This is a genomic window from Sphingomonas jinjuensis (assembly GCF_014197105.1).
GTDB lineage: Bacteria > Pseudomonadota > Alphaproteobacteria > Sphingomonadales > Sphingomonadaceae > Sphingomonas > Sphingomonas jinjuensis.
Window position 1 is genome coordinate 132016 of sequence record NZ_JACIEV010000003.1, and the last position, 25904, is coordinate 157919.

The 25904-nt window shown below is 67.4% G+C and carries 24 protein-coding genes; 15 read left to right on the plus strand and 9 right to left on the minus strand.

Annotated elements, in window-relative coordinates; translation table 11 throughout:
- The first annotated feature begins 64 nt into the window (after window positions 1-64).
- From GGQ80_RS06370 to GGQ80_RS06395, 6 genes are all read left to right on the plus strand, one after another.
- Window positions 65-1093, plus strand: a complete 1029-nt coding sequence (locus GGQ80_RS06370; RefSeq protein ID WP_183983067.1) for a LacI family DNA-binding transcriptional regulator — start codon at window positions 65-67, stop codon at window positions 1091-1093.
- Window positions 1094-1156: 63 nt separating this feature from the next.
- Window positions 1157-2599 carry a glucuronate isomerase gene (uxaC, locus tag GGQ80_RS06375; RefSeq protein WP_183983068.1) on the plus strand — a complete coding sequence of 481 codons (1443 nt, stop codon included), beginning with the start codon at window positions 1157-1159 and terminating at the stop codon, window positions 2597-2599.
- Window positions 2600-2610: 11 nt separating this feature from the next.
- Entirely contained in the window at window positions 2611-3450 is an 840-nt protein-coding gene (kduI, locus tag GGQ80_RS06380) for a 5-dehydro-4-deoxy-D-glucuronate isomerase (protein ID WP_183983069.1), read from the plus strand.
- A 148-nt stretch (window positions 3451-3598) separates the two neighbouring features.
- Window positions 3599-4351 carry a 2-dehydro-3-deoxy-D-gluconate 5-dehydrogenase KduD gene (gene kduD, locus GGQ80_RS06385; RefSeq protein ID WP_183983070.1) on the plus strand — a complete coding sequence of 251 codons (753 nt, stop codon included), beginning with the start codon at window positions 3599-3601 and terminating at the stop codon, window positions 4349-4351.
- Between the two features lie 45 nt (window positions 4352-4396).
- A complete protein-coding gene (locus GGQ80_RS06390; RefSeq protein ID WP_183983071.1) occupies window positions 4397-5407 on the plus strand; it encodes a sugar kinase in 1011 nt (336 codons plus the stop codon).
- Window positions 5404-6951, plus strand: a complete 1548-nt coding sequence (locus GGQ80_RS06395; protein ID WP_343050898.1) for a carboxylesterase/lipase family protein — start codon at window positions 5404-5406, stop codon at window positions 6949-6951. Before GGQ80_RS06390 ends, GGQ80_RS06395 begins: the two co-directional genes overlap by 4 nt.
- Window positions 6952-7066: 115 nt before the next feature.
- Here GGQ80_RS06395 and GGQ80_RS06400 read toward each other — a convergent pair whose 3' ends face one another.
- Window positions 7067-7420 carry a cupin domain-containing protein gene (locus tag GGQ80_RS06400; RefSeq protein ID WP_183983072.1) on the minus strand — a complete coding sequence of 118 codons (354 nt, stop codon included), beginning with the start codon at window positions 7418-7420 and terminating at the stop codon, window positions 7067-7069.
- A gap of 341 nt (window positions 7421-7761) precedes the next feature.
- On the opposite strand from GGQ80_RS06400, the gene GGQ80_RS06405 reads away from it, so the two are divergent.
- Both GGQ80_RS06405 and GGQ80_RS06410 read left to right on the plus strand, forming a co-directional pair.
- Window positions 7762-10734 (plus strand): TonB-dependent receptor, encoded by a 2973-nt coding sequence (locus tag GGQ80_RS06405; RefSeq protein ID WP_246346920.1) that lies wholly within the window; start codon window positions 7762-7764, stop codon window positions 10732-10734.
- A complete protein-coding gene (locus tag GGQ80_RS06410) occupies window positions 10734-11708 on the plus strand; it encodes an alpha/beta hydrolase (RefSeq protein ID WP_183983073.1) in 975 nt (324 codons plus the stop codon). The genes GGQ80_RS06405 and GGQ80_RS06410 overlap by 1 nt, the downstream gene beginning before the upstream one ends.
- 4 nt (window positions 11709-11712) lie before the next feature.
- Here the strand turns inward: GGQ80_RS06410 and GGQ80_RS06415 are convergent, their stop codons facing one another.
- From GGQ80_RS06415 to GGQ80_RS06425, 3 genes are all read right to left on the minus strand, one after another.
- On the minus strand, window positions 11713-12489 hold the full coding sequence (locus GGQ80_RS06415) for a Crp/Fnr family transcriptional regulator (protein ID WP_221364225.1): 777 nt from the start codon (window positions 12487-12489) through the stop codon (window positions 11713-11715).
- 97 nt (window positions 12490-12586) lie between these two features.
- A complete protein-coding gene (locus GGQ80_RS06420; RefSeq protein ID WP_183983075.1) occupies window positions 12587-13459 on the minus strand; it encodes an NAD(P)-dependent oxidoreductase in 873 nt (290 codons plus the stop codon).
- A 29-nt stretch (window positions 13460-13488) separates the two neighbouring features.
- On the minus strand, window positions 13489-14325 hold the full coding sequence (locus GGQ80_RS06425; protein ID WP_183983360.1) for a TrmH family RNA methyltransferase: 837 nt from the start codon (window positions 14323-14325) through the stop codon (window positions 13489-13491).
- 193 nt (window positions 14326-14518) lie between these two features.
- Here GGQ80_RS06425 and GGQ80_RS06430 point away from each other — a divergent pair, with 193 nt between their 5' ends.
- Window positions 14519-15181: a spermidine synthase gene (locus GGQ80_RS06430; protein ID WP_183983076.1), complete on the plus strand. Its 663-nt coding sequence runs from the start codon at window positions 14519-14521 to the stop codon at window positions 15179-15181.
- Window positions 15182-15227: 46 nt separating this feature from the next.
- Here GGQ80_RS06430 and GGQ80_RS06435 read toward each other — a convergent pair whose 3' ends face one another.
- Together GGQ80_RS06435 and GGQ80_RS06440 are read right to left on the minus strand one after the other, a co-directional pair.
- Window positions 15228-15536 (minus strand): SWIB/MDM2 domain-containing protein, encoded by a 309-nt coding sequence (locus GGQ80_RS06435; protein WP_183983077.1) that lies wholly within the window; start codon window positions 15534-15536, stop codon window positions 15228-15230.
- A gap of 41 nt (window positions 15537-15577) precedes the next feature.
- Window positions 15578-15781, minus strand: a complete 204-nt coding sequence (locus GGQ80_RS06440; RefSeq protein WP_183983078.1) for a hypervirulence associated TUDOR domain-containing protein — start codon at window positions 15779-15781, stop codon at window positions 15578-15580.
- 71 nt (window positions 15782-15852) lie between these two features.
- Here GGQ80_RS06440 and GGQ80_RS06445 point away from each other — a divergent pair, with 71 nt between their 5' ends.
- The 3 genes from GGQ80_RS06445 to fghA are packed head-to-tail and all read left to right on the plus strand — an operon-like array spanning window position 15853 to window position 18208.
- On the plus strand, window positions 15853-16959 hold the full coding sequence (locus tag GGQ80_RS06445) for an S-(hydroxymethyl)glutathione dehydrogenase/class III alcohol dehydrogenase (RefSeq protein ID WP_183983079.1): 1107 nt from the start codon (window positions 15853-15855) through the stop codon (window positions 16957-16959).
- Between the two features lie 20 nt (window positions 16960-16979).
- A complete protein-coding gene (locus tag GGQ80_RS06450) occupies window positions 16980-17372 on the plus strand; it encodes a VOC family protein (RefSeq protein WP_183983080.1) in 393 nt (130 codons plus the stop codon).
- A 2-nt stretch (window positions 17373-17374) separates the two neighbouring features.
- Window positions 17375-18208: an S-formylglutathione hydrolase gene (gene fghA, locus GGQ80_RS06455; protein ID WP_183983081.1), complete on the plus strand. Its 834-nt coding sequence runs from the start codon at window positions 17375-17377 to the stop codon at window positions 18206-18208.
- Between the two features lie 284 nt (window positions 18209-18492).
- Here fghA and GGQ80_RS06460 read toward each other — a convergent pair whose 3' ends face one another.
- On the minus strand, window positions 18493-21537 hold the full coding sequence (locus tag GGQ80_RS06460; protein ID WP_183983082.1) for a TonB-dependent receptor: 3045 nt from the start codon (window positions 21535-21537) through the stop codon (window positions 18493-18495).
- 227 nt (window positions 21538-21764) lie between these two features.
- Between GGQ80_RS06460 and folE the strand changes: the two genes are divergently transcribed.
- Genes folE through GGQ80_RS06475 form a run of 3 tightly spaced genes read left to right on the plus strand, consistent with a single transcriptional unit; the run spans window position 21765 to window position 23500 of the window.
- Window positions 21765-22391 (plus strand): GTP cyclohydrolase I FolE, encoded by a 627-nt coding sequence (gene folE, locus GGQ80_RS06465; protein ID WP_183983083.1) that lies wholly within the window; start codon window positions 21765-21767, stop codon window positions 22389-22391.
- A gap of 1 nt (window position 22392) precedes the next feature.
- Entirely contained in the window at window positions 22393-23127 is a 735-nt protein-coding gene (locus GGQ80_RS06470; RefSeq protein ID WP_183983084.1) for an SDR family oxidoreductase, read from the plus strand.
- On the plus strand, window positions 23120-23500 hold the full coding sequence (locus GGQ80_RS06475) for a dihydroneopterin aldolase (RefSeq protein WP_183983085.1): 381 nt from the start codon (window positions 23120-23122) through the stop codon (window positions 23498-23500). Before GGQ80_RS06470 ends, GGQ80_RS06475 begins: the two co-directional genes overlap by 8 nt.
- On the opposite strand, the gene GGQ80_RS06480 is transcribed toward GGQ80_RS06475, so the two are convergent.
- On the minus strand, window positions 23425-24090 hold the full coding sequence (locus GGQ80_RS06480) for an HAD-IA family hydrolase (RefSeq protein ID WP_343050901.1): 666 nt from the start codon (window positions 24088-24090) through the stop codon (window positions 23425-23427). The genes GGQ80_RS06475 and GGQ80_RS06480 overlap by 76 nt on opposite strands.
- Window positions 24087-25745, minus strand: a complete 1659-nt coding sequence (leuA, locus tag GGQ80_RS06485) for a 2-isopropylmalate synthase (protein WP_183983086.1) — start codon at window positions 25743-25745, stop codon at window positions 24087-24089. The genes GGQ80_RS06480 and leuA overlap by 4 nt, the downstream gene beginning before the upstream one ends.
- Window positions 25746-25904: the final 159 nt, after the last annotated feature.

The following is a 25904-nucleotide window of genomic DNA, read 5'->3' on the forward strand; positions in this document are numbered from 1 at the left end:
AACCGGTGTCATCATACCCAAGTGATTGGTTTGCGCAAGGCGGGCGGTAGGCTACCGTGTCGCCATGCAGAGGACCGGACAGCCGACCATCAACGACGTCGCGCGTATCGCGGGCGTTTCCAAGAAAACGGTGAGCCGGGTCATCAACCGTTCTCCGTTGCTGGGTGACGACACCCGGCGCCGCGTCGAGGAAGTGATCGGCGACCTGGGCTATATTCCCAATCCGCAGGCACGCGCGCTGGCGCTCAGGCGTAACTTCCTGATCGGCCTCGTCCACGACAATCCGAATGCGCAGACGGTGATGAACGTTCAGCAGGGCATGCTGGAGGCGCTGCACGATACTGAGTTCGAGATGGTGGTGCGGCCGGTCGATCGCGGATCGGCGACGATGCTCGACGATCTGCGCCGCTTCCTGGAACGGCAGCGCCTGTACGGCGTGCTGTTGATGCCGCCGGTCAGCGAGAATGACATGGTCGCCAAGCTGTGCCGCGCGATCGGCTGTCGCTACGTGCGCATGGGCTCGGCCGCGCTCGACGACTCGCCGCATATGGTGGCGTCGAACGACCGCGAGGCGGTGCGCGGGGCGACGGAATATCTGCTGGCGCAGGGTCACAAGCGGATCGGGCTGATCGGTGGACCGCACGGCTTCCGCTCGGCACGCGAACGGCGCGCCGGGTTCGAGGAGGCGCTGAGCCAGGCCGGCGTCTCGCTGCCGCGCAGCCTGATCGCGGATGGCAATTACACGTTCGAATCGGGGCTGGTCGCGGCGGAGCGGCTGCTCGACCTGGTGCCGCGGCCGACCGCGGTCTTCTCGTGCAACGACGAGATGGCGGCGGGCGTGATGCACGCCGCGCAGATGCGTGGGCTGAGCGTGCCGCGCGATCTGTCGATCATCGGTTTCGACGATACGCCGATCGCCGCGCATATCTGGCCGCCGCTGACGACGGTGCGCTGGCCGATCGCGTCGATGGCCCGCTCGGCGGCGCTGAAGCTGATCGCGAATGGCGAGGAAGACGATGAGGTCGAAGAGCCGTCGCTATTCCTGTCGACGCTGATCCGGCGCGGATCGGTAGCGTCGCCGGCGATTGACTAAATAGCCTGACACCGGTTACCTAAAACGACCGCCGCGAGATATGCCGCGCAAAGGAGAGGTGACGTGACCCGGCCGTTGGAGCTTCATCCCGATCGCCTGTTTCCCGCGGATCCCAAGACCCGCGACGTCGCCCGCGCACTGTACGCGGAGGTCGGTGGCCTGCCGATCGTCAGCCCGCACGGCCACACTGATCCCAAGTGGTTCGCGACCGACGACAAATGGACCGACGCGACATCGCTGCTGCTGGCGCCGGATCATTATATCTATCGCATGCTCTATTCGCAGGGCATCGCGCTCGACGATCTCGCCATCCCGCATCGCGGCGGCGTGCCGGCGACCGACCCGCGCGCCGCGTGGCGGCTGTTCGCGAGCAACTATCATCTGTTCCGCGGCACGCCGTCGCGCTTGTGGGTCGACCATGTCTTCGCCGAGGTGTTCGGCTTTGACGTGGCGCTCGATGCGTCGACCGCCGACCTGTATTTCGACCGGATCAACGAGGCGCTGGCGACCGACGCCTTCCGCCCGCGCGCGCTGTTCGACCGCTTCCGCATCGACTTCCTGGCGACGACCGAGGGCGCGCACGACAGCCTCGATTCGCACCATGCGATCCACCGGTCCGGCTGGGGCGGGCGCGTCGTCACCACCTATCGTCCCGATGGCGTGATCGACGTCGAGCATGAGCAGTTCGACGGCGCGATGAAGCGCTTCGCCGAGCTGACCGGCGAGGACGTTTATTCCTGGCGCGGATATCTGGCGGCGCATGCGAAGCGGCGCGCGGACTTCCGTGCGGCGGGGGCGACCGCGACCGACCACGGCCACCCGACTGCGGCGACCGCCAACCTTTCGCCGGTCGAGGCCGAAGCGCTGTTCGGCCGGATCGTCAGCGGCAGCTGGACGGCGGCCGATGCCGAGCTGTTCCGCGCACAGATGCTCACCGAAATGGCGAAGATGAGCGTCGAGGACGGGATGGTCATGCAGATCCATCCGGGTTCCTTCCGCAACCACAACGCCGGGCTGTTCGCGAGCCATGGCCGCGACAAGGGCGCCGATATTCCGACGCGCACCGACTATGTCCATGCGCTGAAGCCGATGCTCGACGTGGTCGGTACCGAGCGCGACCTGTCGATCATTCTCTTCACGCTCGACGAGAGCGTCTATGCGCGCGAACTGGCGCCGCTGGCGGGGCATTATCCGTGCCTGAAGCTCGGCCCCGCCTGGTGGTTCCACGACAGCCCCGAGGGGATGATGCGGTTCCGCGAGACGACGACCGAAACGGCGGGCTTTTACAATACCGTCGGCTTCAACGACGACACCCGCGCCTTCCTGTCGATCCCGGCGCGGCACGACGTCGCGCGGCGCGTCGATTGCGCCTTCCTGGCACGGCTTGTCGTGGAACACCGTCTCGAAGATTGGGAAGCGGCGGAATTGGCGCTAGAGCTGACCAGCGGGCTCGTCCGCCGAGCCTATCGAATCGATCAACCCGAACCCGCCGCGCGCGCGGCCTGAGGAACGCCTTCATGTACGACCGCACCTATTATGCCACGCATCCCGACATGATGGAGTGCGTCTCCAACGACGAGTTGCGCGACCGCTATCTGATCCAGGGTCTGTTCCGCGACGGCGAATGCGTGCTGAACTATACCCATGCCGATCGCTTCGTGATTGGCGGCGTTGCGGTCGCCGGTGCGCCGGTGAAGCTGCCCGCGCAGACCGAGCCGGCGTCGGCGGCGGGGCATCCGTTCCTCGAGCGGCGCGAGCTGGCGATCGTCAACGTCGGCGGTGTCGACGGCACCGTCACCGTCGATGGCGAGACCTTCATGCTCGGCAAGATGGACTGCGTCTACGTCACGATGGGCGCGCAGGACGTCGAGTTCGCGGGCGAGGGCGCGCGTTTCTATTTGGCGTCGTGCCCGGCGCATAAGGGCTTCCAGACGCGCAAGCTGTCGATCGCCGACGCCAATGCGCTGGAGCGCGGCAGCCTGGCGGAATCGAACGAGCGGACAATCTATCAGTTGGTCATCCCCGGCGTGTGCGATTCGGCGCAGCTCGTCATGGGCCTGACGGTGCTGAAGCCGGGCAGCGTGTGGAACACGATGCCGCCGCACGTTCACGAGCGTCGCAGCGAGATCTATTTCTACTTCGACCTGGCGGGCGACCAGGGCCGCGTGATGCATTTCATGGGCGAGGGTGAGGCGATGCGCCACATCGTCGTCGGCAACGAGGAATCGGTGATCTCGCCGCCGTGGTCGATCCACATGGGTGCGGGCACGGGCGCCTATGCCTTCATCTGGGCGATGGCGGGCGAGAACCAGGATTATACCGACATGAACGTGCTGGATATCTGCCAGCTGGCGTGAGGACCGACTGAGCCCCTCCCCTTTAGGGGAGGGGTTGGGGTGGGGACGTGCTCGTGCACCGGTCAACGCCTCACCTCGGTCACCGTATCGCCAGGACGCTACCCCACCCCCAGCCCCTCCCCTGAAGGGGAGGGGAGCAGGAATTTACATGAACCCCTTCGACCTTACCGGCCGCGTCGCGGTCGTCACCGGTGCCAATACCGGGATCGGCCAGGCGATTGCCGTGGCGTTGGCGGAGGCTGGCGCCGACGTTGCCTGCGTCGGACGAACGCCCGCTACCGAGACGGTGGAGCAGATCGCTTCGCTGGGCCGCCGCGGCGAGATCGTGTCGGCCGACCTGTCGACGATCGAGCCGGTGAGCCGGGTCGTCGACGAGACGATCGATAAGCTCGGGCGGCTCGACATCCTGGTCAACAACGCCGGGATCATCCGCCGTGCCGATGCGGTCGACTTCACCGAGGAAGATTGGGATGCGGTGGTCGACACCAACCTGAAGTCGGTGTTCTTCCTGTGCCAGGCGGCGGGGCGGCACATGATTGCGCAGGGTGGCGGTCGGATCATCAACATCGCGTCGATGCTGACGTTCCAGGGCGGCATCCGCGTGCCGAGCTATACCGCTTCGAAGAGCGGGATCGGCGGCCTGACCAAGCTGCTAGCCAACGAATGGGCGAAGCATGGCGTGACCGTCAACGCGATCGCGCCGGGCTATATCGCGACCAACAATACCGCCGCGTTGCAGGCGGATGCGGCGCGCAACCAGTCGATCCTCGATCGCATTCCGGCGGCACGCTGGGGCGATCCGAAGGACCTGGGCGGCGCGGCGGTGTTCCTGGCGAGCGATGCGGCGGCCTATGTCCAGGGGCATATCCTGGCGGTCGACGGCGGCTGGCTGGCGAGGTGATGGATTAAGCCTTCCCCGCGAGCGGGGAGGATTTGAGAGGGTGCGATGGCCAAGTTCCTGGCGTTCGGCGAGATCATGCTGCGGCTCAGCCCGCCGGGACGCGAGCTGCTGATGCAGACGCCCACGCTCGACGTGTGGGTGGCCGGCGCGGAGGCGAACGTCGTCACGCAGCTGGCGCGGCTTGGCCATGACGTCGGTTTTGCGAGCCGGGTGCCGGACAACGACCTGGGACGCGCCGCCGTCGCGACGCTGCGCGGACATGGCGTCGACGTCGGCCAGATCCAGCTCGGTGGCGAGCGGATGGGGCTGTATTTCGTCACGTCGGGCGCCGGGATGCGCGCGACCGAGGTGATCTACGACCGCGCCTGGTCGAGCTTCGCCGAGGCGCCTGCCGATGCGTGGGACTGGGACGCGATCCTGGCGGGCGTCGACCGGTTGCACCTGTCGGGGATCACCCCGGCGCTGGGTCCGGTGCCGGCACAAAGCGCGATCGCGGCGGCCGAGGCAGCAGCGGCGCGGGGCATCGCGGTATCGTTCGACGGCAATTGGCGCGGCAAGCTGTGGGCGCGATGGGACGGCGATCCGCGGGCGATCCTGACGCAGATCGTGCGGCATGCGGACCTGATGTTCGGCAACCATCGCGACATCGCGCTGCTGCTGGGCCGCGACGATTTCGCGGGCGAGGGCGAGGATCGGCGCCGGTTGGCGGCGGAGGCCGCGTTCGATGCCTTTCCGGCGCTGCAGATGATCGCCTCGACGGCGCGGCATGTCGAGCATGTCGACCTGAACCGGCTGTCGGCGCGGATCGATACGCGCGATGGCCATGCGCAGACGGAGGAAGTCGTGCTCGCCGGGATCGTCGACCGGATCGGCGGCGGCGATGCCTTTGCGGCCGGCGTGCTGCACGGCTTGCGCAGCGGCGAGGATGCGGCGGGCGCGGCGCGGATCGGGCTGGCGGTGGCGGCGCTCAAGCATTCGCTGCCGGGTGATGCGGCGCTGTTCCGGCAGGCGGACATCGACGCGTTTCTCGAAGGCGGACTGGACGTGCGCCGGTGACGACGCGGCGGTCGCTGCTGGCGGGCGGCCTCGCGCTGACGGTGGCGAGCGCGGCACGCGGGCAGGGTGGCGCGGCGCGGGCCATGGCGCCGGCGGGCACGTTCCTCGGCGAACGGCAGGGCGGCGTCTCGGTGTTCAGGGGCATCCGTTATGGCCGTGCCGCGCGGTTCATGGCGCCGATCGCGGAACCTGCGGCGCGTGAGCCGGTGCGGGCGTTGGCGTTCGGGCCGTCGTGTCCGCAGAGCGGCGATGCGGGGGGTGAGGGGCTGTCCTTCGCCGAAGACTGCCTGACGCTCAACGTGTGGACGCCCGAGGCCGACGCGCGGGCGGCGCGGCCGGTGATGGTGTACATCCACGGCGGCGCCTATTCGTCGGGGAGTGCCAATCTGGAGCGGCAGGATGGCGTGCGCCTGGCGGAGGCCGGCGATGTCGTCGTGGTCAGCGTTAACCACCGCCTGAATGCGTTCGGTTACCTGTATCTGGCGCGGCTCGACCCGCGCTTCGCCGACAGCGGCAATGCCGGGCAGCTCGACCTGATTCTCGCGCTCAAGTGGGTCCGCGATAACATCGCGAGCTTCGGCGGCGATCCGTCGCGGGTAATGGTGTTCGGCCAGTCCGGCGGCGGCGCGAAGATCGCGACGATGATGGCGACGCCGGCGGCAGCGGGGCTGTTCCACCGCGCCGCGACGATGAGCGGGCAGCAGGTGACGGCGTCCGGCCCGATGAACGCGACGGCGCGGACGCGGGCGTATCTGGCGAAGCTGGGCGTCGGTGAGCACGACCTGGCGCCGCTGCTGGCGATGCCGACCGAGCGGCTGGTCGAGGCGCTGGCGGCGACCGATCCGGTGCTGGGCGGCGGCGTGTATTTCGGGCCGGTGCTCGACATGCGTTCGCTGCAGCGACATCCGTTCTGGCCCGACGCGGCACCGCAGTCGCTCGGCATTCCGATGATGCTCGGCAACACGCACGACGAGACGCGGGCGTTCATCGCCCCCGACGGGCCGAAGGTGCGGGGATTGTCGTGGGACAATCTGGCCGAGTGGATCGCGCCCGAGCTGCGCATCGATGTGCTGCCCGAATGGGTGGTGGCGGAGTATCGGCTGCGCTTTCCGCAGATGACGCCGACCGACGTCTTCTATGACGCGACGACGTGCGGGCGCAGCTGGCGCGGGCAGGTGATCGAGGCCGAGGCGCGGGCGCGCGCCGGGGCGCCGGCTTGGGTGTATCAGGTCGACTTCGCGGCGCGGACCGAGCCGGCGCGCGGGGCGTTCCATTCGATCGATATCGCGCTGGTGTTCGGGACGTTGGCGGCGAAGGGGGCACTGACGGGGACCGGCGCCGACGCGCGGGCGGCGAGTGCGGCGATGCAGGCGGCGTTCGTGTCGTTCGCGCGGACGGGTGATCCGGGGGCGGCGTGGCCGCGCTACGACCTCGACCGGCGGGCGACGATGGTGTTCGACGTGCGCACCCATGTCGAGGACGATCCGCGGCGGTGGCAGCGCGAGCTGTTCGCGCGGGTGCCGTATATCCAGCCGGGGACGTGACGCGGCGTCTCGGTCAACACGTCATGCTCAACTTGTGTCAGCATCTGGGGCCACGGGCGTGCGCAATCGGGGGAGATGCTGAAACAAACTCAGCATGACGGATTGAGGGTTAGAATTACGGCCGGGGCGCGGCCTTCACCGGATAGGACACGATCAGCACCAGCGGGGCCTTGCCCAGCTGGCGGATGCCCACCGTCGCGCCGTCGTAGAGATAGGCCGCCATACCCGGCGTCAGGCGGCGCTTGTCCGTGCCCGACTGGACCTCGCCCTCGCCCGACAGGACGTAATAGACCTCGTCATGCGCCAGCGGATGAAGGCCGATCGCGCCGCCGGGGTGGAGGACGCGCTTGCGGAATTCCATCGTCCGGCCCGGCACCGAATCGCTGATGCGATAGGCAGTGCTGGTCCCAATGTTGCCATGCGGCGTCGGTTCGTCGCGACGCACGTCGTTCTCAGCGACGACGATCATCGCACGAGGCTGTTGCGGTGCGTGTGTGGGTGCCATCGCCTGGAGGGCGCCGAAGACCAGAATACCGAGCCCGTTCATCGTCATCTCCCGTGTCCAAACTGCCATATTGACATGTAGGGACGCTCGCCACATTGTCTTTGACACCGGTTACCTAGGCGACACAAGGTCCGGTGGCGGAGCGCCCGAAAGAGGCGACGCGTCGGGAGAGGAACGATGACGGCAGCGCATGCCGGCAACCCAACCCACTCCCCATCCGGTCGCGATTGACGGTCGGCAGCCCACAATCGGCGCCGACGTCGGCATGATGTGGCGACAGCGGTCGTCGAAGGGGAGTGAGGCTGATGAAGACCATGTCCATGCTGGGTGGCGCGTCGATCGCCGCGCTGACGGTTGCGGCACTGATGCCGACGGCCGTGATCGCGCAGGCGGCGCATGTGCCCGCGACGCAGACGCCCGGTTCGCCGACCCATACCGATCCCGCTCCGGCACAGACCGCGGTCGTGCCTGCCGATTCCACCGTGACCGCAGGCGATCCGGCCGCAGTGACGGCCCCGCAGAGCGCGGAAGATCAGGTGGCCGACAATCCCGCGGACATCGTCGTCACGGGGTTCCGCAAGTCGCTCGACGCCGCACTGTCGGTGAAGCGCCAGTCGGTATCGGCAGTCGATGCGATCGTGGCCGAAGACATCGCCAAATTTCCCGACCAGAACCTTGCCGAATCGCTGCAGCGCATTCCCGGCATCTCGATCCAGCGCGACGCCGGCGAAGGCCGCGCGATCACCGTGCGCGGTCTGGGCGCGCAGTTCACCCGCGTCCGCGTCAACGGGCTCGAGACGGTCGCGACCTCGACCGACGGCGCCAGCGCCAACCGCGATCGTGCGTTCGATTTCAACGTGTTCGCATCCGAGCTGTTCAACTCGATCGTCGTCCACAAGACGGCCGAGGCCAGCCTCGACGAAGGCTCGCTGGGTGCGGTGGTCGACCTCAACACCGGCAATCCGCTGGGCGGCAAGACCGGGCTGACGGTCGTCGGTTCGGCGGTGGCGACGTACAACGACCTGTCGAAGAACACGCGGCCGCGGCTCGCCGGGCTGATCTCGTACAAGTCGCCCGACGGACGCTTCGGCGCGGCGGTGTCGGCGGCCTATCAGAAGACCGACAATCTCGAGCTGGGCAACAATACCGTCCGCTGGGCGCAGGCGCGGTTCGATTCGGTCAATGGCACGCCGTGCTTCTTCAATTCGGCGACGGGCACGACGCGGGTGCAGAATACCGGCGGCACCTATCGGTCGAGCAGCGCGTGCGACCAGGCGGCGTTGTCGTTCCACCCGCGCATCCCGCGCTACGGCGAGGTGTTCCACGGCCGCGAGCGGCTTGGCCTGACCGGCAGCGTCCAGTTCGAGCCGAGCGACAGCACCAAGCTGTCGGTCGACGCGCTCTATTCGCGCTTCACCGAGAAGCGCGAAGAGAAGTGGGGCGAGGTTTTGCTGCGCAGCAACGAGCGGTCGATCGACGTGGTCAACCCCGTCTACGACAGCAACAACAACATGATCTCGGCGACGCTGAACGATGCGTGGGTCCGCACCGAGCATTATCTGCGCCAGTCGAAGACCGAATTCTATCAGGTTGGCGGCAGCTGGGATCAGGATGTCGGCGACCGCTTCCGCTTCACGCTGATGGGCGGCGTGTCGCAGTCGGACGCGTCGATCCCGGTCGAGACGACCTTCGTGTTCGATGACCGCGACGCGCAGAACTACAGCTACGACTACACCGACTCGCGGCATCCCAAGCTGACGTTCGGCACCAGCGTGACCGATCCCGCCAATTTTCAGCTGGCCGAAATCCGCGACCGGCCGTCGGCGACGGTCAACAAGTTCCGTACCGCGCAGTTGCGCACGGAATGGGACGTGGTGCCCGATGCCTTCCAGCTGAAGACCGGCGCGGTGTGGCGGCGGTTCGAGTTCGATACCAAGGGCTACACGCGCGATACCGTGGTATGCCCGACGCGGACGACGGCCGGACCCGATGCGGTGCTGGGTACGATCACCTGTACGCCGTCGTCGGTGTTCGGTGCCAATGCGGTGTACGGTTTCCCCGCGGGCAACCTGGGCGAGCTGTTCACGCTGGGCAATGCCGGCCAGCCGTCGGGCACGACGACGCAGTTCCTGATCCCCAACATCGATGCCGCGGCCAAGTACACCAACCTGTACAGCCGACCGCTGGCGGTCGATGCGGGCAATATCCGCAACGTCGTCGAGGAAGTGACGGGCGGCTATCTCCAGGCCGACGTGAAGGGCGACATTCTGAGCCTGCGCTATGCGGCGAATGCGGGCGTTCGTTACGTCCACACGTCGCAGACCTCGACCGGGCTGAACAACGGCGTCGCGGTGACGGTGGACCGGTCGTACGACGACTGGCTCCCGGCCCTGAACGTCGCGCTTTTCCCGACCGAGAAGGTGATCGTCCGCGGCGCCGTATCTAAGGTCATCACGCGGCCGACGCTCGGCAACCTGACGCCGGGCGGCTCAGTCGACGGGTTCAACTATCGCATCAGCTTCGGCAACCCGCAGCTCGATCCGTTCCGCGCGACGTCGTACGACCTGGCGGCGGAATATTATTTCGCGCCACAGTCGATCTTCTCGGTCGCGATCTTCAAGAAGACGGTCGACAGCTTCCCGGTGTCGGTGACGCAGACCGGCACCTATGCATCGACCGGGCTGCCGCTGTCGATCATCCCGCCGTCGTCGCCTGCCGCCTCGAACCCAGAAGGGCAGCTGTGGACGATCAATTCGATCACCAACGGCACCGGGGCCGACCTGAAGGGGCTGGAGGTGTCGCTGCAGTCGACGTTCCGCTTCCTGCCGGGGTTCCTGAAGAACTTCGGCGTGCTGGCGAACGCGACCTTCATCGGATCGAACGCGACCTACACGCAGAGCGGGCCGGCGGTGGTGCCGGGCGGTGGCCTCGTCAACGTCAGCCGCACCGAGACGCTCTACGGCCTGTCGAAGCGGGCGTATAACGGCACGCTGTACTACGAGGACTCGCGCTTCTCGGCGCGCGGCTCGATCAGCTATCGCGGGCCGTATATCGATGGCTCGTCGGGCACCGGTAACGTGTTCGAAGGCTATAACTCGACGATCAACGTCGACGCCTCGCTCCGCTATCGCGTGACGTCGTGGGCGGAGGTGTCGCTGGAGGGCACGAACCTGACCGACACCTATCGCGACCGCTACACCGATCTCGATGCCAACCGTAACTATGAGTACAACCACTTCGGCCGTACGATCCTGGCCGGTGTTCGGTTCAAGATGTGATGGAACTGGGGCGGCGCCATCTGTTGCTGGGGCTGGCCGCCGTGGGTGCGGCGGGCTCGGCCCAGACTGCGCCGCCTGGCATACGCCATCCCGGCGATCCGACGGAGACGATCGACCTGTGGCCAGGGCCTGCACCGGGGATGCCGGCGACGCCGCCGGTCGAGACGGTGGACGAGCGCAGTACCGATCCCGCCTTTCCCGATCGAGCGGTGCGCGGCGTGGTGCGGCCGCGGATGGTGGTGTTCAGGCCGGCCACGCCCAACGGCGCGGCCGTGCTGGTGGCGCCGGGCGGCGGCTATGCCCGGATCGTGATCGACAAGGAAGGCTATGAGGTTGCGCGCTGGCTGGCGGCGCGCGGCTATACGGTGTTCGTGCTGTTCTATCGCTTGCCGGGGGACGGATGGGCAGCGGGACCCGATGTCGCGCTATCCGACGCCCAGCGCGCGATGCGGCTGATCCGGCAGCGGGCGGGTGCCTATCGCCTCGATCCGACGCGGGTGGCGATGATGGGCTTTTCCGCGGGCGGACACCTGTGCGGCGACCTGGCCACGCGGTTCGATGCGATGACCTATCGCGCGATCGATGCGGCGGACCGGTTGTCGGCGCGGCCGATGCTGGCGGCGCCGATCTATGCGGTCCAGTCGATGAGCGCGCCGCTGGCGCATCCCGGATCGCGCGCGCTGCTGGTCGGTGCCGAAGCCTCCGCCGCCGTCGAGCGGGCGCACAGCAACGCCGCCAACGTCACCGCACGGACGCCGCCGATCTTCATGGCCCATGCCGAGGACGACGCGACGGTGCCGGTCGACAACACGCTGGAGATGCGCGCCGCCTGCAAGCGAGTGGGCGTGCCGGTGGAGACGCACCTGTTCACGACCGGCGGCCATGGCTTCGGCCTGCGCCGCGCGGCGGGGAAGCCGGTGGCGATCTGGCCGGACCTGTTCGTCAATTGGGCGGCGTCGATGAAGCTCGCCTGACGGCTCAACCCTCGTCGTGCGCGAAATGGGGCGAGATGAGGCGCCGATAGTCGCGCTCCGCAGGGCCATAGGTGTCACCCGCGAGCGCGATGAGCTTGGCGCGATCGCGCACGGTGATGCGGCCACGCCGGGCCCAGACCGCCTGCGCTTCTTCCAGCCGGTGGAGCGCGTCGGTGATGCTGGCGCGACGAACCCCCATCATCAGGCGGAATTCCTCATGCGTCATGCAGATGTCGTCGCCGCGCACGCGATCGTGGTAGAGCAGGATCCAGCGCGCCATGCGGCGCTCGATCGAATGCGCCAGCGACGAGACGATGGTGCGTCCCATCTGCAGCATGAAGACGTGGACATAGCGCAGCAACGCCAGGCGAAGCGTCTCGCTGCGTTCGAAGGCCGCGAGCAGCGCGTCGGCCGGACAGCGCAGCAGGTCACCGGGCTCGGCGCGCATGACGATGTCGTACGGCCAGCGGTCGTCGCCCAGCAGCAGTGCCTTGCCGGCAAAGCCCTCGCGCCCGATCAGGCCGACGGCGAAGCGGCGATCGCCCTCGAGTGAATCGAGGACCCCGGCGATCGCGCCTTCGAAGAAGAAGACGTTGCTGATCGGCGTCCCCGCCCGGGCCAGCACCTCGCCGATGCGGAAGGGCACGCGTTCCAGCGACGGCGCGAGCAGGGCGAAATCATCCGCCGACAAGCTCTCCAAAAGCAGGTTTTTCGTCTCGGGCGCCCGACGCCGCTGCGCCAAAGCCCCATCGCCAATCATGGCGAAGGCCTGTTGATTCATAAAAATGATTTAAGAAGCCCTGGCGGCATCGTTCAAGTATTCGCTTTGCCCGGTAACGTACCGCGTGTCCCGCTTTCGTCCATCTACCGGGTAGCTACTACTGCCCTTTTAGTGCAATTCCCGAGGCATGACGGACACTTGACGCCGCCGCCGCCCAGTCGACGTCCTCACCATCGACCGCGATCGCGCTGCGCAGTTGATCGCGGACGATGCCGAGCAGCGGCATGACCGCGCCGTAGCGAGTGGCCGCGGCGTCGGCGAGCGTCATGTCCTTAAGGCCGAGCGGCGCGGCGAATCCGGCGGGGCGGAAGCGGTCCTCGACGATGATCTCGCCATAGGTGCGATAGATCGGCGCGCCGAACAGCGTGCCGGTCAGCACCTCGAGCAGAAGCTTGCGGTCGACGCCGCCCTTTTCGGCGAGCGTCATCGCTTCGGCCATCGCCTCGACCGCGGCCATGATCATGAAATTGCCGCTCAGCTTGACCAGGTTCGCGGCGGGAGCGGTGTCGCCGATGCGGAAGGTGCGCTGGCCGATGGCGTCGAACAGCGGCTGGCAGGCGTCGACCAGCGCCGAATCGCCGGCGGCGATGACGAAGAGCTGGCCGGCCTCGGCGGCGGGCGGACGGCCGAACACGGGCGCGGACACGAAGCCGCCGCCGGACGTCGCCGCGAGCCGTTCGGCGAGCGCGATGCTGATCGTGCTGTGCGAAACGTGGATTGCGGGTGCGCCGGCAATGCCGTGCTCGCCGAATACCACCGCCTCGACCGCGGCATCGTCGGCGAGCATCGTCATCACCACGTCGCCCTGGGCGGCGTCTGCGGGGTACTGCGCGAGCGTGGCGCCAGTCTCGACCAGCGCATCGGCCTTGTCCGGCGAGCGGTTCCAGACCGTCACGTCGTGCCCGGCCTCGACCAGATTGGCGGCCATCGCCGCACCCATGTTTCCGAGCCCGATGAATCCGACCTTCATCGCCTATCCTTTCGCCGTCGCCGATCGGGTCAAAGCGCGGGATGGGCGATCGCGTTCCGTGCGCGGCGCGCGGCGGCGAGATGGTGGAGGACGATGCCGCCGGTGGTGGCGACGTTGAGGCTGTCGAATCCCGCCTCCATATCGATGCGCACGCTCGTCGTACGCGCGAGGAGGGCGGGGGAGAGGCCGGGGCCTTCCGCGCCGAGGATGACGGCGGCGCGGGGCGGCGGCGCCAGGTCGGCCAGCTCCTGTGCGCCTGCGGGGCTGAGGGCGAGAGGCGCGAACCCGTGACGCTCGAGCAGCGCCAGCGCGTCGATATCGCGGGGGAGCACGGCGTAAGGCACGCGCAGTGCGGCGCCCACGGAGACGCGGATCGCCTTGCGATAGAGCGGGTCGCAGCAATCGGCATCGAGCAGCACCGCGCCCACCCCAAAAGCGGCGGCGTTGCGAAAGAGGCCACCCATATTGTCGTGATTGGCGATGGCGGAAAGGAGCAGCACGTCGTCATCGGCCGGCAGGCCGGCGAGCAAGGCGTCGGCCTCGGGCGTATCGGTACGTCGGCCGAGCGCAAGCAGGCCGCGGTGGAGGGGGAAGCCGGCGATCGCATCGAGCACCGGCTGGGCCGCGGCATAGACCGGAACGGCATCGCCGAGCCGATCGAGGATGTCGTCAAGCGTCGGCAGGCGATGCTCGGCGACGAGCAGCGAAACGGGGGTGCAGCGCGGCGAGGTAACGAGGACGTTGAGGACGACGCGCCCCTCGGCAACGAACAGCCCGCGGCGGCCGACGAGATCGCGTTCGCGAATGTCGCGATAGTCGGCGATGCGGGGGTCGGCCGGGTCGAGAATGGGGACGATCTGGGGCATCGCCGGATGGGTATGAGGGGGGCAGGACATGGGCAAGCGCTGTCCTCGACCTTTCCTCACGAGGGGGGAGGTGGCGCGCCCCGCGCGATGAAGGGGAGGCAGCACCGCAGTTGATTTCAGTGTTTCCGCCCCCTCCGTCAGCGCTGGCGCGCTGCCACCTCCCCCTGGCGGGGGAGGATTGGTAAGGAGGCGCATGAAACCACGGATCCTCATCGATGTCGCCCCCGTGCCCGGCGGTGGCGAGCTGAAACTGTATGAGCGGGATGGCGCGTGGACGATCATGCTGGGTGCGACCGAGCTGATGGGAAGCCGGTCGCCCGGATCGGAGGAGGCGCTGGCGACGCTGGTCGCCGAGCGGGTCCGCGGCGATGCGCGCGTGCTGATCGGCGGGCTGGGCATGGGGTTCACGCTGCGTGCGGCGCTGGCGGCGTTCGGGCCGGGAGCTGCATTCGTCGTCGCCGAGCTGGTGCCGGCGGTGGCCGAGTGGGCGCGGGGCGCGCTGGCGCCCGTGTTCGCCGGATCGCTCGACGACCCGCGGGTATCGATCGTGATCGACGATGTCGCCGGGCCGATCCGCGACGAGGCGCAGGCGTGGGATGCGATCCTGCTCGATGTCGACAACGGACCCGATGGCCTGACCCGCGCGGGCAATAATTGGCTGTACGGCGAGGCCGGGCTGGCCGCGATGCGCGCAGCGCTGAGGCCGGGCGGGGTGCTGGCGATCTGGTCGGCCGAGCCGGATGCGCGATTCGCCAACCGGCTGAAGAGAGCTGGCTTTACGACCGAAGAGGTTGCCGTCCGCGGTGGTCGCAGCGGGCGCGGCGCGCGTCACACCATATGGCTCGCGCGCCGCTGACCGGCGAGGGCGGCGCGCACGCGCCAACCCATCGCCGCATCATCTATCAGGCCGCCTTGAGATGCTTCGAGATGTACTTGTTCATCTCGAACATCGTGACCTTGTCACGACCGTCGAACACCTTCTTCAAGTTCTCGTCGGCGAGAATCTCGCGCTTGTTCTCGGGATTCTGCAGGTTCTTCGACTTGATATAGTCCCACACCTTGCTGATCACCTGGCTGCGCGGGATCGCGTCGGAGCCAACCACCTCGGCGAGTTCCTTAGACGGCTGGACCGGAGCATGGATGCCGGTGCCTTCCTTGGTCTGCGTGGCGGCGGCCTTCGAGGCGCCTTTCTCTTCCTTGGCGGTGGCCATATCGATCCTTCCTGTTGTTCCTTCGGTCCCGTCGCCGGGACTCACGCCTTGTGAAGCGCGCCCGCCTTGTGCGCTGCCTTGCCGCCGTTGTCACTCTCTACGATGTATTGCGGTTCGTCCTTCGTCGCCTTGGCGGTGTGGCCGTTGACGTCGGTGGTGCTGGTGATCTTCTTCTCGACGGTGCCGTGGGCCGTGCCGCCGCGGCTTTTCCAGCTTACCTCGTCGCCCTTCTTGAAACTGGTCATCGCATCGTCTCCTTGATCATGGGCGTTCAATCGACCAACGAGCGGGAAGGTTGCGAGGAGTGCCTAAGCCCATGAAGACCCGTGCCGCCGTCGCGTTCGAGGCGAAGAAGCCGCTGGAGATTGTCGAGCTCGACCTGGAGGGCCCCAAGGCCGGCGAGGTGCTGGTCGAGATTATGGCGACGGGCATCTGCCATACCGATGCCTATACGCTGGACGGGCTGGACAGCGAGGGCTTGTTCCCGAGCGTGCTGGGCCATGAGGGCGCGGGCGTGGTGCGCGAGGTGGGGGCCGGGGTCACCAGCGTGGTGCCGGGCGATCACGTCATCCCGCTGTACACCCCCGAATGCCGCCAGTGTAAGTCGTGCCTGTCGGGCAAGACCAACCTGTGCACCGCGATCCGCGCCACGCAGGGCAAGGGGCTGATGCCCGACGGCACGACGCGCTTCAGCTATAAGGGGCAGCCGATCTTCCACTACATGGGCTGTTCGACCTTCTCGAACTTCACCGTGCTGCCCGAGATCGCGGTGGCGAAGATCCGCCCGGACGCCCCCTTCGACACCAGCTGCTACGTCGGCTGCGGCGTGACGACGGGGGTGGGCGCGGTGGTGAACACCGCCAAGGTCGAGCCCGGCGCGACGGTCGTCGTCTTCGGGCTGGGCGGGATCGGGCTCAACGTGATCCAGGGCGCGAAGCTGGCGGGTGCGCATCACATCATCGGCGTCGACATCAACCCCGATCGCGAGGAATGGGGGCGTCGCTTCGGCATGACCGCCTTCGTCAGCCCGAAGGACGTGGGCGATGTCGTCCAGCACCTGATCGCGATGACCGACGGCGGTGCGGACTATACCTTTGACTGCACCGGCAACACGACGGTGATGCGCCAGGCGCTGGAGGCGTGCCACCGTGGCTGGGGCGAGTCGATCATCATCGGCGTCGCGGAAGCCGGCAAGGAGATCGCGACCAGGCCGTTCCAACTCGTCACCGGCCGCGTCTGGAAGGGCACCGCCTTCGGTGGCGCCCGCGGGCGGACCGACACGCCCAAGATCGTCGACTGGTATATGGACGGGCTGATCGAGATCGACCCGATGATCACGCACCGGCTGACGCTGGACGAGATCAACAAGGGCTTCGACCTGATGCACGCCGGCGAGAGCATCCGCTCCGTCGTGATCTACTGATAACCGGAGAGGAACAGCCGATGATCAACCATGTGATGGTGGGCACCAACGATATCGATCGTGCCAAGGCATTCTATGACAAGGTGCTGGCCGTGGTCGGCGCCGGCGAGCCGTTCCGCAACGTGACCGAGGGCGGCAAGACGCGATTGTTCTATTCGCACGGCGGCGGCACCTTGGCGGTGAGCGAGCCGCTCGATGGCGAGGCGGCGACCTGCGCCAACGGCTTCACGCTAGGCTTCAAGTGCGCGTCGGCCGAGCAGGTGAAGCAGTTCCACGACGTCGCGGTCGAGGCGGGCGGCACCTCGATCGAAGATGCGCCGGGTTTGCGCAGCGGCGCGATGGGGCCGATGCACCTCGCCTATGTCCGCGATCCCGACGGCCACAAGCTTTGCGCCATCTATCGCGGCGCATGAGCATGGAGACGGTTTCGACCACGCGGGCGCATGGCGGCACGCAGGGCGTGTACCGTCACGCCTCGGCGGCGACGGGGACGGATATGACCTTTTCGGTCTTCGTCCCCGATCATGCGCCGGGCGCGCGACTGCCGGTGCTGTGGTTCCTGTCGGGGCTGACGTGTACCCACGCCAACGTCACTGACAAGGGCGAGTATCGCCGGGCCTGTGCGGAGGTGGGGATCGTCTTCGTCGCGCCCGACACCTCGCCGCGGGGCGAGGGCGTGGCGGACGATCCGGCGTGGGACTTCGGCCAGGGCGCCGGCTTCTACGTCGATGCGACCGAGGCGCCGTGGGCGCCGCATTTCCGCATGCGAACCTATATCGAGGACGACCTGCCGGCGCTGGTAGCGGAGGCGTTTCCGGTGGACATGGCCCGGCAGGGGATCACTGGCCATTCGATGGGCGGGCATGGCGCGCTGACGATCGCATTGCGCAACCCCGGGCGGTTCCGCAGCGTCAGTGCCTTCGCGCCGATCGTCGCGCCTGCCCACGTGCCGTGGGGTGAGAAGGCGCTGGGCGGTTACCTGGGGCAGGACAGGGCGGCGTGGCGGCGACACGATGCCTGCGCGCTGATCGAGGATGGCGCGCGGGTCGACGAGCTATTGGTCGACCAGGGCGAGGCCGACGCGTTCCTGGCGGAGCAGCTACGGCCCGAGTTGCTGCGCGCGGCGTGCGAGGCGGCGGGGATACCGCTGACGCTGCGGATGCAGCCGGGGTACGACCATGGCTATTCGTTCGCGTCGACGTTCATGGCCGATCATGTTGCTTGGCATGGCGCGCGGTTGGGTCGCTAGGAACGTGGAGACGCGCGCCCTTCGTCATCCCGGGCTTGACCCGGGATCCAGCTTGCCACGAGCGACTGATCTGGAGATCTAGCTCAGTGGCCCGCCGCACCATGGATCCCGGCTCAAGGCCGGGATGACGATGGGGTGGGGCGAGCGTGTGAGCACACGCCGTGGCGAGCCGTGCCGGCTGACGGGGGCAGGACGCCACGTCGTCAGACGGGGCCGGCGGTGCCGTCCCCGCTGGCCGACGTGGCGAGTCCTCGACTTGCTCGCGCAAGTCGAGGACGCCCGTGTCAGAACTTGAATCCGGCGGCCACGCCGTAGCGCCGCGGCTCGATCGTGAAGATGTTGGTGTACACGCCCGACGACTGGTCGCCGACGTAAAGGCCGGTGATCGCGTCGTTCTTCGTCAGGTTCTGAACGAAGGCGCGCAGGTAGAAGCGGTCGTCGGGGGCGTTGACCTGGATCTGCGCGTTGACGACCTCATAGCCCGGGATGCGATCGACGTTGAGGTTGAAGACGGTGCCGAAGCTGTTGCCAGTATAGGCGATGTCGGCCCGCGGGACGATCGTCCAGCCCGAGGCGCCAAGGTCGACGGTGTACTGGATGCCAGCCGCCGCCTTGAACGTCGGTGCCTGGGGCAGCTTGTTGTCGGCGATGTTCACCGCGACGCCCGAGCCGAGCACGGTGAAGGGCAGCGCGCCGCTGGGCACGCCGAAGAGCGCTCGGAGTGCGGCGGGTGGGTTGGCGGCGGTGGCGGCGAGCGCCGAGCAGATGCCGAAGGCCCCCGTCGTGTTGGTCCCTGGGATCGCGGTCGGCGCGCGCAGCCCGGCACCCGAATTCACCGCGGCTACATAGCCGTTGACCGCTGCGACCTGGCCGGCGGTGTTGGGGATGACCGCACAGTTCGACGCGTTGGTCACGTCCTTGATGATGACCGCGTCGGAGCGGCCACCAGACGGATCGCGCGGATTGGCGAGGAACTTGTCCTGCGATACGCGGGTATTGAGGTAGCTGAAGTTGAAGTTGGCCACGAGCGCGGGCACCGGGCTGACGATCGCTTCCGCCTCGACGCCGTAGATGCGGGCGTTGACGTTGTCGTTCACCGCCGTGCGCGCGACGATCCGGCTGAGCTGCAGGTTGCGGTAATTGTAGAGGAAGCCGGTCAGGTTCAGCCGCAGCGTGCCGTTGCCGAAGGTATTCTTCGAGCCGATCTCATAGGCATCGACCTGCTCCGGTGCGAACGACGAGGACACCGCGAAGACCGGCGCGACCGGCGGGTTGATGCCGCCCGACTTGTAGCCGCGCGAGTAGGACGCGTAGACGAGATTGTCGGGCGTGATGCGATAGTCGAGCACCGCTCGACCAGTCAGGCGGCCGAAATTGACGCGATTCTCGGCGAAGGGCTGGGCACCGGCGACCGTGGCGTCGAAGTCCAGCTGCGGCACGGTGGCGCCGCCGACGGGGTTGACGAAGCTGCCGTTGTAATTGCGCGCATCGTTGAGGCTGGCCGAGCCGTAGGGGACATAAGGGTTGGTGCCGTTGGCATCGACGAGATAGGTGTTGCGCGCTCGGACATATTTGTCGTCGTGGTTGTAGCGCAGGCCGAGGGTTAGCTTCAGCTTATTGCTGAATTCGAAATAGGTCTCGCCAAAGATGCCGTAGGACTTCAGGCGATAATAGTCGGTGTTGTTGCGATAGAAGGGTGAGCCGAAATAGGCCGTGCCACCGCTTGCCGCTGCGCCAAGGATGCCCGATGCATAGTCGAGGCCGAAGGCGTTGACGTAGTAGCTGTTGTTCCTGACCGTGGAATCGTAATAGATCCCGCCAATCAGGAAGTTGACCATGCCGTCGAACTTGCTGTCGATATGGCCTTCGAGCGAATATTGGTTGCTGCGCTGGCTCGATTCGTCGAAGTCGATGCTGGTCGGATAACAGCCCAGGCTCTTGCCGCCGTAGATGCCGGTGTTGTTGGGATCGGTATCCGACTGGCAGACGCCCGCCGCGGGGCCGTTGGGGATCAGCGTCTGGCGAACGGTGTTGAGGAAGGCGAAGGGCGTGCCGGCGCGGCCCAGCGTGTTGAGCGCGGCGAGGCCAGGATTGTTCGCCAGCGAGCGCTCCACCGCGATCGTATAGTCGTTGCGCGAGTTGACCGCGCTGCGCTGGTAGCCGCCGGTCAGGTTGAGCGACACGGGGCCGAAGTCGTGGAAGAACTTCGCCATATATTGCTCTTCGTCGGCGAAGTAGGTCGGGCGGAAGTCGGTGTTGACGACGCGATTGTTCGCGGGATTGACGACGCCGGCGAACTGGTCGGTGCCGTAGATGCTGCCGAGCCCGAAGCGGCCGAGGATGCCGCCCGACGCCGCCGAGGCGAGCGTCAGGAATTCGTTCGACGACTGGACCGCGGCGAGCGTCGAGTTTGCGTTGACCGTCTCGTAGCGCAGCGTGTCGGGTAGACAGCCCAGCACGCCGGTGGGATCGCGATGGCACAGCTGCTTCTGGATGCGGCTGCGATTGTCGTTCTCGCGGAAATAATAGCCCATGATGTCGAGCCGGGTATCGCTCGTCGGCTCCCACGACAGCGTGCCGCGGATCGCATAGAGATCGCGGTCGTCGATGCGGCTGTTGTCGTACAGATTGAGCGTATAGCCGTCGCGATTGAGATAGGTACCCGCGACGCGGATGCCGAGCGTGTCGGTCAGCGGCAGGTTGAACATCGCGCGGGCGCGCTTCGAATCGTAATTGCCGTATTCGAACTCGCCGGCGGCGTGGATGCCCGACAGGTCGGGCTTGGCGGTGATGAAGTTGGCGACGCCCGCTGTGGCGTTGCGCCCGAACAACGTGCCCTGCGGGCCGCGCAGCACCTCGACGCGCTCCAAATCGAAGAATTCGGTTTCGAACAGGCGGGTGTTCTGCAACGGCATGTCGTTGACGTGGATGGCGGTCGCCTGATCGCAGGTGACGCCGACGCACAGGTCGCCGATGCCGCGGATGGTGAAGCTGGCGGAGGTGAAGTTGGTCTTGGTGAAGGTGACGCTGGGCAGGGTCGCCTGAAGCTGCGTCGGGTTGTTGATCTGCTGTTTCGCCAGGTTATCGGCGGTGAAGGCGCTGACCGCGATCGGTACGTCCTGGAGCCGCTGCGACTGGCGCTGTGCGGTAACGATGATATCGCCCGGCATCATCGCCTGCGCGTTGCCGTCGGCAGTGGTCGCTTCCTGGCCCGGTCCGTTGGTGGGCGCGGTATTCTGGGCCGTGGTCGTGCTGGCGGTCTGCGCCGCGGCGGGGAGCGCCGGGAGCATGGCGAGGGCGGAGGCGGCGAGCAGCTGGAACTTTCTCATCGAACAGACATCCTCTCCAGGGTCGCGCCGGTCTATGCCGGTTTCGCGTTGTTCAAGTATCGGGTATGCAGGCTAGCGATCAGCAAATTCCCCCGTCAAACGATTTGTTCGCAGAAAACCGCGGGTTTCCGCTACTGTGGTAAGGAAGAGACAGTTGCATTTTCGAACCGATGTTTGGCTCAATCGCGGTTGCCGTAAGGTCAACGTCGCTGACGGAGGGCGGTATCATGGCTGACCTGGTCGGAGACGGCTTCGACGACAGCGGTCCGATTAGCCCGCCATCCGCTGGCGACGTGCCGGAGGATGTCGCCGAAGCGGTGCGCACGCTGATCCGCTGGGCCGGCGACGACCCGAGTCGCGAAGGGCTGATCGACACCCCGCGCCGCGTCGCCAAGGCATGGCGCGAATATTGCGCCGGCTATGGCGACGATCCCGCACACCACCTGTCGCGGGTGTTCGAGGAGGTTGGCGGCTATGACGAGATCGTGCTGCTGAAGGATATTCCCTTCCAGTCGCATTGCGAGCACCACATGGCGCCGATCATCGGCAAGGCGCACATCGCCTATCTGCCCAAGGATCACGTCGTCGGCATCTCGAAATTGGCGCGCGTGCTGCACGGTTTCGCACGACGATTGCAGGTGCAGGAACGGCTGACCGCCGAGGTCGCCGACTGCATCTGGGAAAATCTGCGCCCGGTCGGCGTGGCGGTGGTGATCGAGGCGACCCACGCCTGCATGACGGCGCGCGGCGTGCGGACGCCGGGAGTGTCGATGGTGACCAGCCGGATGATGGGCGTGTTCCGCGACGACGAGCGCAGCCGCAAGGAAGTGCTGGCGCTGATCGGGCTTGGCTGAGGTGCGTGTCCTGGTAACCGGCGGCGGCAAGCGCCTCGGCGCGGCGATCGTCCGCGCCGTGGCGGCGGCGGGGCATCGTCCGGTCATCCACTATGGCCGGTCGCGCGACGCCGCGGAGGCACTGGCCGCCGAGGTGAACGGCGTGACGGTGCAGGGCGATCTGGGCGATACCGCCAGCCTGCCGGCATTGTTCGAGCGAGCCGTGGTGGCAGCGGGTGGCGCGATCGAGGGGCTGGTGAACAGTGCCTCGTCGTTCGAGGAAGATCGGGCAGACGCGATCGATCCCGCGTTGGCGGCGCGGCTCTACGCGATCAACTGCACGGCGCCCGCGATGCTGGCGGCGGCGCTGGCGGGGCAGGGCGTCGAGGGCGCGGTGGTCAACCTGCTCGACCAGAAGCTGGCCAATCCCAACCCCGATTACTTCAGCTATTCCTGCGCCAAGTTCGCGCTGGCGGGCGCGACGACGATGCTGGCGCAGGCGCTCGCCCCCAGGGTGCGGGTGAATGCTATATCGCCGGGCCTGACGCTGAAGAGCGGTGACCAGAGCGATGAGGAATTCGCCGCGGTGGCGCGGGCCAATCTGCTCGAACGTCCCGTGGGGGCGGAGGCCATCGCCGACGCGGTGGTCTATTTGCTCGGGGCCAACAGCGTGACGGGGCAGAACCTGTTCGTCGATTGCGGCCAGCGGTTCATCCGCAGCCGGCGTGACGTGATGTTCGAGGCGCGCCGTGGCTGAGTATACGACGATCCTCGACGACCTGGACGTCTCGATGCGGCTGGGCATCCATCCGCATGAGCAGGTGCCGCAGCGGGTACGGCTGTCGGTCGAGATGACGGTCGCCTATCCAGCGCCGGTGTCGCAGGACTCGATCGATCAGGTGCTCGATTATGATTTCGTCCGCGAAGGCGTCCGCCAGCTGGCTTCGGGCCCCGGCTTCGCACTGCAGGAGACGCTCGTCGAGGCGGTGGCGGCGCTGTGCCTGTCCGATCCACGGGTAACGGCGGTGCGGGTGCGGTCGATGAAGCTCGACGTCTATCCCGATGCCAAGGTCAGCTGCGCGATCACGCGCAGGCGCCCGGCGGCGACGTCGACCGACACCTGGGTGTAATCGACGATCGCCGGGTGCTCGGTCGCGATCGGGTGGTCGTGGGTTTCGGTGATGACCATCACGTCGGCGCCCGCCGCCTCGCCCGCGGCGATGCCGGCGGGCGCATCCTCGAAGACGAGGCAGTCGGCCGCCTCGACGCCGAGGCGCTCTGCGGCGAGGCGGAAACAGTCGGGCGCGGGCTTGCCCTGCGCGACGTCCTCCGCCGTCACCATGACGGCGGGCGGCGGCAGGCCGGCGGCGCGCAGTCGCACGTCGGCGAGCGAGCGCGGCGCCGAGGTGACGATCGCCCAGCGGTCGTGCGGCAGCGACGCGGTGAAGCTGACGGCACCGGCGATCGGCACCACGTCGTCGACGTCGTCGATCTCCGCCGCCAGCAGCGCCTCGAACTCGGCCTGCGGGTCGACGCCGGCGGGGGCGAAGCGACGGATCGTCTCGATCGCGCGGACGCCGTGCATGACGCGCATCAGCTCGGCGACGTCGACGCCGTGGCTGTCCGCCCAGGCGGTCCAGGCGCGGATCGCCGAGGGGATCGAGTTGATCAGCGTCCCGTCCATGTCGAACAGGAACGCCGCATAGCCGGTATCGCTCACGCGCGGTTGGCCGCCGACAGGATCGCGCGGACGCTGGCGGTGGCGATGTCGGTATCGATGCCGACGCCCCAGACGGTGCGTCCTTCGGCGGTGCGGCACTCCAGATAGGCAGCGGCCTGCGCGTCGGCGCCGTGACCGATCGCATGCTCGGCATAGTCGACGACGTCGAGCGCGGGGCCGGTCGTGGCGGCGAGCGCGGCGATGACCGACGAGATCAGGCCGTTGCCGCGTCCGGTGATCGAGCGCTCCTCGCCATCGATCGCGACGCGGCCGACGAAGACTCGGTCGCCGGGATGGCCGCTTTCGGCATAGTCGACCAGCGCGAAGCGGTCGCCGGGCCCCGGCAGATAGACGCGCTCGAACGCGCCCCAGATATCGGCGGCGCCGAGCTCGCGGCTCGTCTCGTCGGCGAGCGCCTGGACGTGGCGGCTGAAATCGGCCTGGAGGCGCTTGGGCAACTTCAGGCCCTTGTCCTGCTCGATCACCCAGGCGACGCCGCCCTTGCCCGATTGCGAATTGACGCGGATCACCGCCTCGTAGCTGCGACCGAGATCGGCGGGATCGATCGGCAGATAGGGCACCTGCCACAGATCGTCGTTCTGCGTCTCGCGCGCGGCGAAGCCCTTCTTGATCGCGTCCTGGTGGCTGCCGGAAAAGGCGGTGAAGACGAGGTCGCCGGCATAGGGCGTACGCGGATGGACGGGGATGCGGGTGGCATATTCCACCGTCTTTACGATCGCGTCGATGTCCGACAGGTCGAGCCGCGGGTCGAGCCCTTGCGTGTACATATTGAGTGCGACGGTCACGAGGTCGCAGTTGCCGGTCCGCTCGCCATTGCCGAGCAGGCAGCCCTCGACGCGATCGGCGCCTGCCATCAGCCCCAGCTCCGCCGCCGCCACGCCGGTGCCGCGGTCGTTATGAGTGTGGAGCGAAATCGCCACCGCCTCGCGGTTGGGGATGTTGCGGCCGAACCATTCGATCTGGTCGGCATAGACGTTGGGCGTCGCGCACTCGACGGTGGCGGGCAGGTTGAGGATGATCGGGTTGTCGGCGGTGGGGCGCAGGACGTCCATCACCGCGGCGCAGACCTCGACCGAGAAATCGAGCTCGGCGGTGGAGAAGGTCTCGGGGCTGTATTCGAACTGCCAGCGGGTATCGGGCTGCTTGGCGGCTTCGTCGCGCAGCACCTTGGCGCCTTCGATCGCGATCGCCTTCACCTCGTCGCGGGTCATGCCGAAGACGATCTGGCGCCAGGCGGGCGAGACGGCGTTGTAGAGGTGGACGATCGCGGTCTTCGCGCCCTTCAGGCTGGCAAAGCTGGTTTCGATGAGGTCGCGACGCGACTGGGTGAGCACCTGGATCGTCACGTCGTCGGGGATGCGGCCGGTGGTGATGAGGCCGGAAATAAAGTCGAATTCGGTCGCGCCGGCCGACGGGAAGCCGACCTCGATCTCCTTCAGGCCAACCTTGACCAGCAGGTCGAAGAAGCGGGTCTTCTTCTCCGCATCCATCGGGTCGATCAGTGCCTGGTTGCCGTCGCGCAGGTCAGTCGACAGCCAGCGCGGGGCGGTGGTGATCGTGCGGCTCGGCCACTGACGGTCGGGGAGCTGGATGGGGGGGAAGGGACGATATTTGGTCGACGGATCGCGCAGCATATGGCTCGGCTCGCTCTTGGAGTGGGTCGGGCTTGCCCTCAGGCGCGGGTCGCGCAGGCTAACCTGCGCGACGGGTGATGGACGCGCCTAAGGGCGCGTAAGTCGAAGCAGGGGAAGGGCGGCTGCCGGGATCACGACCGGGTGGTTAGCGTGGGTGGC

Coding starts and splice junctions, on each gene's coding strand:
- GGQ80_RS06370 (WP_183983067.1), top strand. CDS start 65: ATGCAGAGGACCGGACAGCCGACCATCAACGACGTCGCGCGTATCGCG.
- kduI (WP_183983069.1), top strand. CDS start 2,611: ATGTACGACCGCACCTATTATGCCACGCATCCCGACATGATGGAGTGC.
- kduD (WP_183983070.1), top strand. CDS start 3,599: ATGAACCCCTTCGACCTTACCGGCCGCGTCGCGGTCGTCACCGGTGCC.
- GGQ80_RS06390 (WP_183983071.1), top strand. CDS start 4,397: ATGGCCAAGTTCCTGGCGTTCGGCGAGATCATGCTGCGGCTCAGCCCG.
- GGQ80_RS06400 (WP_183983072.1), bottom strand. CDS start 7,420: ATGATCGTCGTCGCTGAGAACGACGTGCGTCGCGACGAACCGACGCCG.
- GGQ80_RS06405 (WP_246346920.1), top strand. CDS start 7,762: ATGAAGACCATGTCCATGCTGGGTGGCGCGTCGATCGCCGCGCTGACG.
- GGQ80_RS06410 (WP_183983073.1), top strand. CDS start 10,734: ATGGAACTGGGGCGGCGCCATCTGTTGCTGGGGCTGGCCGCCGTGGGT.
- GGQ80_RS06415 (WP_221364225.1), bottom strand. CDS start 12,489: ATGAATCAACAGGCCTTCGCCATGATTGGCGATGGGGCTTTGGCGCAG.
- GGQ80_RS06420 (WP_183983075.1), bottom strand. CDS start 13,459: ATGAAGGTCGGATTCATCGGGCTCGGAAACATGGGTGCGGCGATGGCC.
- GGQ80_RS06425 (WP_183983360.1), bottom strand. CDS start 14,325: ATGCCCCAGATCGTCCCCATTCTCGACCCGGCCGACCCCCGCATCGCC.
- GGQ80_RS06430 (WP_183983076.1), top strand. CDS start 14,519: ATGAAACCACGGATCCTCATCGATGTCGCCCCCGTGCCCGGCGGTGGC.
- GGQ80_RS06435 (WP_183983077.1), bottom strand. CDS start 15,536: ATGGCCACCGCCAAGGAAGAGAAAGGCGCCTCGAAGGCCGCCGCCACG.
- GGQ80_RS06440 (WP_183983078.1), bottom strand. CDS start 15,781: ATGACCAGTTTCAAGAAGGGCGACGAGGTAAGCTGGAAAAGCCGCGGC.
- GGQ80_RS06445 (WP_183983079.1), top strand. CDS start 15,853: ATGAAGACCCGTGCCGCCGTCGCGTTCGAGGCGAAGAAGCCGCTGGAG.
- GGQ80_RS06450 (WP_183983080.1), top strand. CDS start 16,980: ATGATCAACCATGTGATGGTGGGCACCAACGATATCGATCGTGCCAAG.
- fghA (WP_183983081.1), top strand. CDS start 17,375: ATGGAGACGGTTTCGACCACGCGGGCGCATGGCGGCACGCAGGGCGTG.
- GGQ80_RS06460 (WP_183983082.1), bottom strand. CDS start 21,537: ATGAGAAAGTTCCAGCTGCTCGCCGCCTCCGCCCTCGCCATGCTCCCG.
- folE (WP_183983083.1), top strand. CDS start 21,765: ATGGCTGACCTGGTCGGAGACGGCTTCGACGACAGCGGTCCGATTAGC.
- leuA (WP_183983086.1), bottom strand. CDS start 25,745: ATGCTGCGCGATCCGTCGACCAAATATCGTCCCTTCCCCCCCATCCAG.